Source organism: Sutterella massiliensis, assembly GCF_016899755.1.
In the GTDB taxonomy this organism is placed as follows: domain Bacteria; phylum Pseudomonadota; class Gammaproteobacteria; order Burkholderiales; family Burkholderiaceae_F; genus Sutterella; species Sutterella massiliensis.
In genome coordinates this window covers 1-9,300 of the sequence record NZ_JACJJC010000031.1, presented here as the reverse complement: position 1 = coordinate 9,300, position 9,300 = coordinate 1, and the positions used below count along the sequence as shown (strand labels likewise).

3 protein-coding genes, 3 tRNA genes and 2 rRNA genes are annotated in these 9,300 nt (G+C 60.0%); 7 read left to right on the top strand and 1 reads right to left on the bottom strand.

From position 1 onward, the window contains the following. The 4 genes from H6A60_RS10830 to lptG form a co-directional block, all read left to right on the top strand. Positions 1–106, top strand: a 23S ribosomal RNA gene (locus tag H6A60_RS10830); the annotation flags it as partial. Between the two features lie 99 nt (positions 107–205). After that, a 5S ribosomal RNA gene (rrf, locus tag H6A60_RS10825) occupies positions 206–320 on the top strand. Positions 321–646: 326 nt separating this feature from the next. Further along, complete coding sequence (lptF, locus tag H6A60_RS10820; protein WP_205104494.1) at positions 647–1,792, top strand: LPS export ABC transporter permease LptF; 1,146 nt, start codon at positions 647–649, stop codon at positions 1,790–1,792. After that, a complete protein-coding gene (gene lptG / locus H6A60_RS10815) occupies positions 1,792–2,931 on the top strand; it encodes an LPS export ABC transporter permease LptG (RefSeq protein WP_239477723.1) in 1,140 nt (379 codons plus the stop codon). Before lptF ends, lptG begins: the two co-directional genes overlap by 1 nt. A gap of 94 nt (positions 2,932–3,025) precedes the next feature. Here the strand turns inward: lptG and uvrA are convergent, their stop codons facing one another. Then, positions 3,026–8,710, bottom strand: a complete 5,685-nt coding sequence (gene uvrA / locus H6A60_RS10810; protein ID WP_205104492.1) for an excinuclease ABC subunit UvrA — start codon at positions 8,708–8,710, stop codon at positions 3,026–3,028. A gap of 271 nt (positions 8,711–8,981) precedes the next feature. Here uvrA and H6A60_RS10805 point away from each other — a divergent pair. The 3 genes from H6A60_RS10805 (at position 8,982) to H6A60_RS10795 (ending at position 9,300) form a co-directional block, all read left to right on the top strand. After that, a tRNA-Ala gene (locus H6A60_RS10805) sits at positions 8,982–9,057 on the top strand. A gap of 9 nt (positions 9,058–9,066) precedes the next feature. After that, positions 9,067–9,142 (top strand) — tRNA-Glu (locus H6A60_RS10800). An 82-nt stretch (positions 9,143–9,224) separates the two neighbouring features. Next, a tRNA-Ala gene (locus H6A60_RS10795) sits at positions 9,225–9,300 on the top strand.

The window sequence follows — 9,300 nt, the reverse complement described above, 5'->3', positions numbered from 1 at the left end:
GACCTCCCTAAAGAGTCGTTCGAGACCAGGACGTTGATAGGTCGGGTGTGCAAGCGCTGTGAGGCGTTTAGCTGACCGATACTAATTGCTCGTGCAGCTTGATCCTATAACCGTGAAGCCTTGAAGAGTCGAAGCTCGAAGAGGACTTCCAGAAAGAATCGAAGCGCAGTCGAAACCTGCAGTCATTTCCTTCCAAAGTTTTCAGCCTGGCGACCATACCGTTGCGGAACCACTCCTTCCCATTCCGAACAGGACAGTGAAACGCTTCAGGGCCGATGATAGTTGGTTGTATTTCCAGTGAAAGTAGGTCATTGCCAGGCTCCCCATAAAGAAACCCCTCGATGCTCAGCGCTTGAGGGGTTTCGTCTTATTCAGGGTTGCAAATCGGGTGTGCTGCAAAAGAATTTCTTCGGCTGCTACGCCTCTCGGACAGCCCTCGCTTACAATCGTTCTACCTCGAACAAGAATCTACGGTGAAGCTTGCGCACGCTGCTTGGCAACTGTATGAGCGCGGCTTGAGTTCGAGCGGCGTTACTGCTGCGTTTGTTCTCGCCCTCATCAAGGCCCCGGCGCGCTTCACCGGCCGTGCACCGCCGCATTCCTGCTGCGGTGTGCGGCGTCGTGCTGCTTTCCGCTAAAGAAGAGAATGATTTTCAAGCGATCCATGGTCTCCGAACTGGCCAATTCGGCCGGCGGAGTCTTCACCGTCCTCTTCACGATTGTCATCGCCGTTGGCATGGTGCGCGTTTTGAGCCTTGCGGCAGGCGGCCGTATCGATAACGCGGCCGTGCTTCAGATGGTGCTATACAACGTGCTTACGAACCTTGCGCCGCTGCTGGCGGTTTCGCTTTTCATTGCCGTTCTCATGACGCTCATGCGTTGGTGGCAGGACAATGAAATGGTCGTCTGGTTCTCTTCTGGCGGACAGTCGCTCCTCGCGTGGATCGGTCCCGTACTGCGCTTTTCCATTCCGGTTATTCTGGCCGTCGGGCTCCTTTCGCTCGTCATTTCTCCCTGGGCGCGCTCGCAGTCGGAAATTACGCGCGAACAGTTCAAGCAGCGCGACGAAGTCAATGCCATTGCACCTGGACGCTTCATCGAATCGATGGGCGGCAAGCGCGTTTTCTTCATCGAGTCGCAGGGTGAAGATACGAACGAAGTCGATCACATTTTCATGGCCGAGGGTGGCAAGGGCCGCGAGTCGGTTGTGACAGCCGAGCGCGGGCGCATCGAGCTCAACGAAGAAGGTGACCGCTACATCGTTCTTCATAACGGCCGCCGCATCGAGACGCAAAACGACTCGTCGGCGACGCGCATTGTAGAGTTCGATACCTACGGCGTGCGCATCGATATTAAGCTCGACAAGCCCCTGAGAGCGAGCAGAACCGCTTCGCAGCCGCTGCCGCTACTTATGGCCAATCCGACGCCCGAGAATCAGGCGCAGCTTCTTTGGCGCTTCACGTGGCCCATTGCCGCGTTCAATCTCGCGCTTCTTGCGGTGCCGCTCTCCTGTACTTCGCCGCGAGCCGGCCGAAGTCTTAATCTCATTTTTGCCGCCCTTATCTTCGTGCTTTATCTGAACGGCATCTCGATTTGCGAGACCTGGGTCGAGCAGGGAAAGCTGTCGCTCTGGAGCGCCTTCGCGCTTCTTAACGGTACGGTATTCCTCATAACCGTCGTTCTCTTCATCCGGCGCGTCTACATGATGCGCTGGCTGCCGAGCTGGTGCTCGATCTGGTATATCCGCGAACGCCTGCAGTCGCGCAAGCCCCGTGCAACCGAGGAGCCCTGATGATGAAGGTAATCGACAAACAATTCACCAAAGAGATCCTTCTCTCGACGGCGTTCGTTCTCGTGGCGCTCGTAGCGCTCTTTGCGTTCTTCGATCTCATCAATCAAATGGAGGATGTCGGGACCGAGTACACGCTTGGAACGGCTTTTTTGCTGACATCGCTCACGCTGCCTTCGCGCATCTATGAAGTGATGCCGCTCGCCGTACTCCTCGCGGCCGTTTATACGATGGCTCGCTGGGCTGCAAAATCCGAATTCACCGTGCTGCGCGTTGCGGGGATGTCGCCCGTTCGTTTGGCGCGAGCCCTTCTTCTGCCGGGTGTTTTGCTCGTTGTGCTTACCTACGGGTTTGGCGAGGTTGTCGCACCTTGGGCGGCGCGCTACACGATTGAAGTGAAGTCGGGCGACAAGAACGATACCGTGAGTGCGCGCGGTTATGTCTCCGGCGTCTGGGTGCGCGACCTCGCGCAAAATCACGAGGGCAAGCCCGTTGACCGCTACATCAACGTTAAGAATCTATCGGCCTCGAATATGAGCGAGACGGGGGCCTGGCGCATGTTCGAATTCAACCGCGAAGGCAAGCTCCTGCGAATGATTCATGCCGACTCGGCGAGCTTCCACCCTGGCAAGGGCTGGCAGCTGCACAAGGCGGTGACGGTGACATACCCGGCCTTCGATCCGAAGGACACGAAGCCGATCGAAGCGAAGATCATTACGTCCGCTCCCGAGGAACTCTATCTTGAGACGACCGTCGGACCCGAAATTCTCGGCGTGATGACCACGAAGCCAGAAAATATGTCGATGCGCGACCTTGATCGGTATCTCGCGCACATTACGAAGACCAACCAGCAGGCCGAGCACTATCAGATTGCCTTCTGGTCGAAAGCGACCTATCCGCTCGCGATCATCGTAATGCTTGCGCTTTCGATGCCCTTTGCGTACATGAATGCGCGCTCGGGCGGCGTCGCCGTGAAGATCTTCCTGGGCGTCATGATTGGCATCGCGTTCTACGCACTCAACAACCTTTTCTCTTATCTCGGGATCGTCAATACCTGGTCGCCCATTGCGGTATCGATCACGCCGAGCGCGGTCATGCTGCTGCTCGCGGCACTTGCGCTCTGCTACGTGGAAAGACGCTAGCGACGCTGCAGTTTCGAACTGCCAGGCAACCTCAAAAAGAAAGCCTGCCCGCAAAGAATGCTGCGAGGCAGGCTTTCCCTTATCCAGAGGCCGGCTACAGGGCCGCAGCGCGCTTTTTCGGTCGATGGATTTTGAGAAATGCCTTGAGGGCTCGCCCCGTTTCCGTGCGACACTTTGCAACCGTGGCGGGTTCGCCTACGGCAACCACGCGGCCGCCTCCCGCACCGCCTTCTGGACCGAGATCGATCACCCAGTCGGCTTCGGCAATGACGTCGAGGTTGTGTTCGATCACGACGACCGTATTGCCCGCGTCAACGAGGCGGCTCAATACATTCGTGAGTTTTTCGACGTCTGTCATGTGCAGTCCCACCGTCGGCTCGTCGAGCACGTAAAGCGTGTGCGGCGAGCGCGTGCGCGTCGCATCGGGACGAACCTTCGCGAGTTCGCTTACGAGCTTGATGCGCTGTGCTTCGCCCCCCGAGAGCGTCGGGCTCGGCTGTCCGAGCGTGAGGTATCCCAAACCCACCTCCTGCATCAGGCGAAGCGGATGGGCGATCGCGGGCATCGAAGCAAAGAATTCGGCTGCTTCGTCGACTTCCATCTGAAGAACCTCGCCGATGTTTTTTCCCTTCCAGGCAACGGCGAGCGTTTCGGCGTTGAAGCGGCTGCCGCGGCAGGCTTCACAAAGGACCTTGACATCGGGCAGGAAATTCATTTCGATCGTGCGCAGTCCTTGACCGCCGCACACCGGGCAGCTCCCTTCGGCATTGTTGAAGGAAAAGCGACCTGGCGCGAAGCCGCGCGCTACGGCTTCGGGCGTCTGCGCGTAAAGCGCACGGATCTTGTCAAAGAACCCCACGTAGGTGGCCGGGCACGACCGCGGCGTTTTGCCGATCGGCGTTTGGTCGACTTCGAGAATGCGTCCGATGGCTTCAAGCCCCGTGATCGAGGCGCAGCCGCGGAAGTGACGCGCTTCGGGCGACACTTTGAGGTTTCGCGACACGTTCTCGAAAAGCACCTCGCGCGCAAGCGTCGATTTGCCGCTGCCCGAGACACCCGTAATGACCGTGAGGCGGCCGATCGGAATTTCGAGTCGGTCGATCGAGAGATTGTTTTCGTCGGCGTGTTCGATGACGAGTCGCTTGCTCGATTCGTCAAAGGGACGCTTGGCGCGGCCCGTGTGTGCGAGCGGCGATTTGAGTGCGGCGCCCGTTGGCGACTCGGGAGCGTTCATAACGTCCTCGACCGTACCCTCGGCCATGATGCGTCCGCCGCGGATGCCGGCTCCCGGTCCGATGTCGAGCACGTGGTCGGCGCGCCGAATCGTTTCTTCATCGTGCTCGACCACAAGAAGCGTGTTGCCTTTGTTCGTCAAGCGTTCGATTGCCGAGAGGAGGATCCCGTTGTCGCGCGGGTGCAGACCGATTGTTGGTTCGTCGAGCACGTAGCAGACGCCGCGCAGATTCGTACCGAGTTGCGCGGCAAGACGAATGCGCTGGCTTTCACCCCCGGAAAGCGTCGGAGCACTGCGGTCGAGCGACAGGTAGGCGAGTCCGACGTCTTCAAGGAACGCAAGGCGAGATACGATTTCTGCGACCGCATCTCGGGCAATCTGCGAATCGCGTGCCGACAGTCGAAGCTTCTTGAAGTAAGCGCTTGCTTCTTTGATTGTCATTGCGCCGATGCGGCTGATCGATTCGCCCTTCCAAAGCACGTTGCGCGCTATCTCGTTAAGACGCGTACCGCCGCAGTCGGGGCAGGTTTCGAGCGCTTCGTCTTCGTCGGGGAGACGGTCACTCGTCATGGCGAGAATGCGCTCCTCGTCGGTGCGCTTCTTGCGCGCTTCTTTGGCAACCGCTGCCGATACCACGCCGTAGCCGAGACACGTCGGACAAGCGCCGACGGTGGCGTTGTAAGAGAACAGCCGACTGTCGAGTTCGGGGAAGCTGCGCGCGCATTTCGGACAGGCGCGCAGGGCCGAATAAAAGCGCACGGTTTCTTCGGGCGAGTCGCGCTCGACAAGTGCTGCGTCCTCTTCGGGGAAGTCGACAGTAGCGAAAATCTGACCGCGCTCGAGCACCGAGAGCGCGCGCTTTACGGCTTCGATACGCGAAGAAACGCTCGCGCGCGCGGGCACGACTTCAACGGGCATTTCGATGTCGTGGAGCTTGCGCAAATTAAGTTTTTCCAACCCTTCGAGCGGCGTCCATTTGCCGTCGATGCGCGCCCACTTGCGCCCGAAGGTCGTGCGCATTTCTTCGAGTTTGTCGGCAAAGGCGCCCTTGCGCCGCTGCACGACAGGCACGAGCAGCATGATGCTTTTCTTGCCGAAGTCGCGTGCGAGCGCATCGGCTATTGCTTCTGCGCTCTGCGCTTCGACGGGAATACCGCAGTCGGGGCAGTATTGGGTGCCGAGCTTGACGTAGATGAGGCGCAGGAAGTGATAGATCTCGGTGAGCGTTGCGACGGTCGAGCGCATCCCGCCGCGGCTTGTGCGCTGCTCGATCGCGACCGTGGGCGCGATGCCGCGCACGGCATCGACTTCCGGTACGGGCGGCGGCTGCACCATGGAGCGCGCGTAGGCGTTGAGACTCTCGAGGTATCGGCGTTGCCCCTCTGCGAAGATGATGTCAAAGGCGAGCGTCGATTTGCCCGAGCCCGAAGGGCCGGTGATTACGTTGAAGCGGCCGCGCGGCAGCGCCGTCGTGATGTTCTTGAGGTTGTGTTCGCGTGCGCCCTCGACCACAATAGCCCGACGCTCGAGCAACAGCGACTGCATGGAGCGCGTCTTGGGTTTGGGCTTGGGCAGGTTGAAGAACGTTTCTTTGCTTTCGTCGCCCGCAAGCGCGAGGCGCCAGCCTTGAAGCGCCGCGCCCGTGAGCGTGTCCTTTTCGATCATCGCCTCGGGCGTACCCGCAAAGACGAGTTTCCCCCCTTCATCGCCGCCTTCGGGGCCGAGTTCGATCACCCAGTCGGCGCAGTTGACGACGTCGAGGTTGTGTTCGATCACGATCACCGTGTGTCCGAGCGCAATGAGACGATCGAAGACCTCGATGAGGCGTGCGACATCGGCAAAGTGCAGGCCTGTTGTCGGTTCGTCGAAGATGAAGGCTTTGCCTCGGCGCCCGCGCGAACGCGGAATGCCTTCGGCAATGTGCGCAGCGAGCTTGAGGCGCTGACGCTCGCCCCCGGAGAGCGTTGTAAGCGGCTGGCCGAGCGTGAGGTAGCCCAATCCCACGAAGTCAAGAAAGCTTAGGGGCCCCGTGATTTCTTCAATGCCTTCGAAGGCGTCAAGCGCCTGCTTGACCGTGAGTTCGAGCGTATCGGCGATGTTGCGCGTGACGCCGTCGGCCATCGGATAGGCGAGCGCTAGGATCTCGTCGCGGTAGTGTCGTCCCTTGCAGACAGGGCAGGGCAGATACACGTCCGAGAGAAATTGCATCTCGACGTGCTCGTAGCCCGCACCGAGGCAGTGCGGGCAACGCCCTTTGCCGGCGTTGAAGGAGAAGTCCGCTTCCTTGAAGCCCGCGGCGCGCGTCTGCGGCTTCATGCCGAAGAAGCGGCGAATGCCGTCAAAGGCGCCTACGTAGCTCGCTGGATTGCCGCGCGTCGTGCGCCCGAGCGGACTCTGGTCGACGAAGACGCAGTCGCTCGGGAGTTCGCCGCCGAGAAGCGCGCCTGCGGTGTCCACCGCAGGGCCTTTCGTGAGGTTGAGTGCGCGCGAGAGGAGCGGTACAAGCGTATCGGCGACAAGCGTGGACTTGCCGCTGCCCGAAACGCCTGCCACCGCGACGAATCGCCCGAGCGGAATGTCGACGGCGATGTTCTTGAGGTTGTGCTTGGACGCTCGCATGAGTCGCATCTTCGGCGTGTCGGCGTCAACGGGCAGATGCTTGCGCTCGATGCGTTTGCGGCCGCTCAGATACGCGCCCGTAGCGGTCTCGGCAGCGAGTACGTCGCGCGTAGGACCCTCAAAGATGATTTCGCCGCCTTCCCGGCCGGCTTTCGGCCCCATGTCGATCAATCGGTTGGCCGCGAGCATCACCTGCGGATCGTGTTCGACCACGACAAGGGTGTTGCCCGCTTCGGTAAGTCGGCGCAGTATGCCGTTGACGCGATCCATGTCACGCGGGTGCAGACCGATCGAAGGTTCGTCAAGGACGAAAAGCGTATTGACGAGGTTTGTGCCGAGCGCGGTCGTCAGATTGACGCGCTGCACTTCGCCGCCCGAGAGCGTTCGGCCCTGCCGGTCGAGCGTGAGGTAGCCGAGACCGACGTCAACCAAGTAACCGAGGCGCGAGTTGATCTCCGAGAGGAGCATCTTTTCGTCGGCGCTCTCGGCGCGCTCGGCCGCAAGTCCGAAGAAGCCCTTGAGCGACTTAATGGGCAGCAGCATGAGCTCGTGGAAGTTGAAGCCCGGCAGTTTTTCGTAGTCGGCATCGGAGATCTTCGCGCCCACGGGCTTAAAGCCTGCGACCGAGCCCTTGAACGCAGCTCGCATCTCAAGAGTGCCGTAGCGCCAGACGAGCGAGTCGCTCTTGAGATGCGAGCCGCCGCAGTCCGGACACTTCACGTAGGAGCGATAGCGCGAAAGCATCACGCGCACATGCATCTTGTAGCTCTTCGTCTCGAGCCACTCGAAAAAGCGCTTGATGCCGTACCACTCGCGCCGCCAGTCGCCCGACCACGCGGGGTCACCCTCGACGACAAAGCGCTTCTCATCCTCGCTCAGGTCCTCGAATGGAACGTTCAGTCGAATGCCCGCCTTTGCGCATCGCTCGAGCATCTCTTCCTTGCATTCGGCGTAGGCGGCCGTGGAGAAGGGCTTCACCGCATCCTCTTCAAGCGTTTTGCTTGGATCCGGGATGATGAGGCGAATGTCGTTTTCAATGACGCGCCCGAAACCGCGGCATGTCGGACAGGCGCCTACGGGCGAATTGAAGCTGAAGAGGTTGGGAGTTGCCGACGCGAAAACCTTGCCGCAGCTCGGGCAGACGCGGCCGCGGCGGTAGCGCGCAACCTCGAGAGGCTCGTCGGCGCTTTCGACATAAACGACAAGCTTACCCGCCCCTTTTTCAAGTGCGGTCTCGATAGCTTCGAGCGCACGGCCTCGCTCAACACGCGAGGGGCGGAAGCGGTCGGCTGCAACGGCGAGCATCGTCGCGCTTTTGTCGGGAACGCGCTTCAATATGCGTGTGAAGCCCTGTGCGGAAAGGCCCGCTTCAGCCGTTTCGAGGGGCAGCGACTTCGGAACTGCAAGCTCGAAAGCGATCGCCAACCGCGCGTCAAGGTCAATGCCGGGCGTCGAACTCTTTTCGAGGCGCTCGAGAATGTCCTCCCAGATCGTTTCGGGGGTGAAGTCCGGCACGAACGAACCGTCGTCGGGACAGTAGGCCTGTGCGTGATGCGCAAAAAGGAGTTTCAGGTGGTCGTTCAACTCCGTCATCGTGCCCACGGTCGAGCGCGACGTGCGGATGACGCCGTTCTGGTCGATCGCAATCGCGGGCGGTACACCCTCGATCGCGTCAACGTGCGGACGATCCATTCGGTCTAGGAACTGACGCGCGTAAGGGCTGAATGTCTCGACGTAGCGGCGCTGACCTTCTGCGTAGAGCGTGTCGAAGACAAGCGAGCTTTTGCCCGAGCCGGAAAGGCCCGTTACAACCGTGAATTCGCCGACGGGAATGTCGACGTCGATGTGCTTGAGGTTGTTTTGCGAAGCGCCTCGAATGCGAATGAAATCGCTCTCGGGCGCAGTTTTTTTCGCTGTTTGAGTCATGAACTGTACGGTCTGCGCGCGGCGTGTGCGGCCAACGGTCGTCGGCAGCCGCTCGCAATGGTGGATCTGCGATGAGCTCTAGACTATCGCATGAAGGGCACTCCCGCCCCGTTTGTACGCCGCCAATCCCTGCCACGCGCACGATTTCCCGCTTTTCGACTCGATGGACGGCAGCGTCTGATTAATGTTAAATGTAATAAAATGTAAATATTCGCTTTGTTGCTCTTGCCAAAATGGGTTCGGATGTGCATAATTTCACTTCTCCGATTTCGGGGGATTAGCTCAGCTGGGAGAGCGCTTGCATGGCATGCAAGAGGTCAGCGGTTCGATCCCGCTATCCTCCACCAAGAATTCAGGTCCCTATCGTCTAGAGGCCTAGGACACGACCCTTTCACGGTCGGTACCGGGGTTCGAATCCCCGTGGGGACGCCAAGACACAAAACCCGTCGAACGCAATGTTCGGCGGGTTTTGCTATAAGTGAGAGGGTGTGTTTTTCACGCCCGCCCGCAGTGCGGGGGATTAGCTCAGCTGGGAGAGCGCTTGCATGGCATGCAAGAGGTCAGCGGTTCGATCCCGCTATCCTCCACCA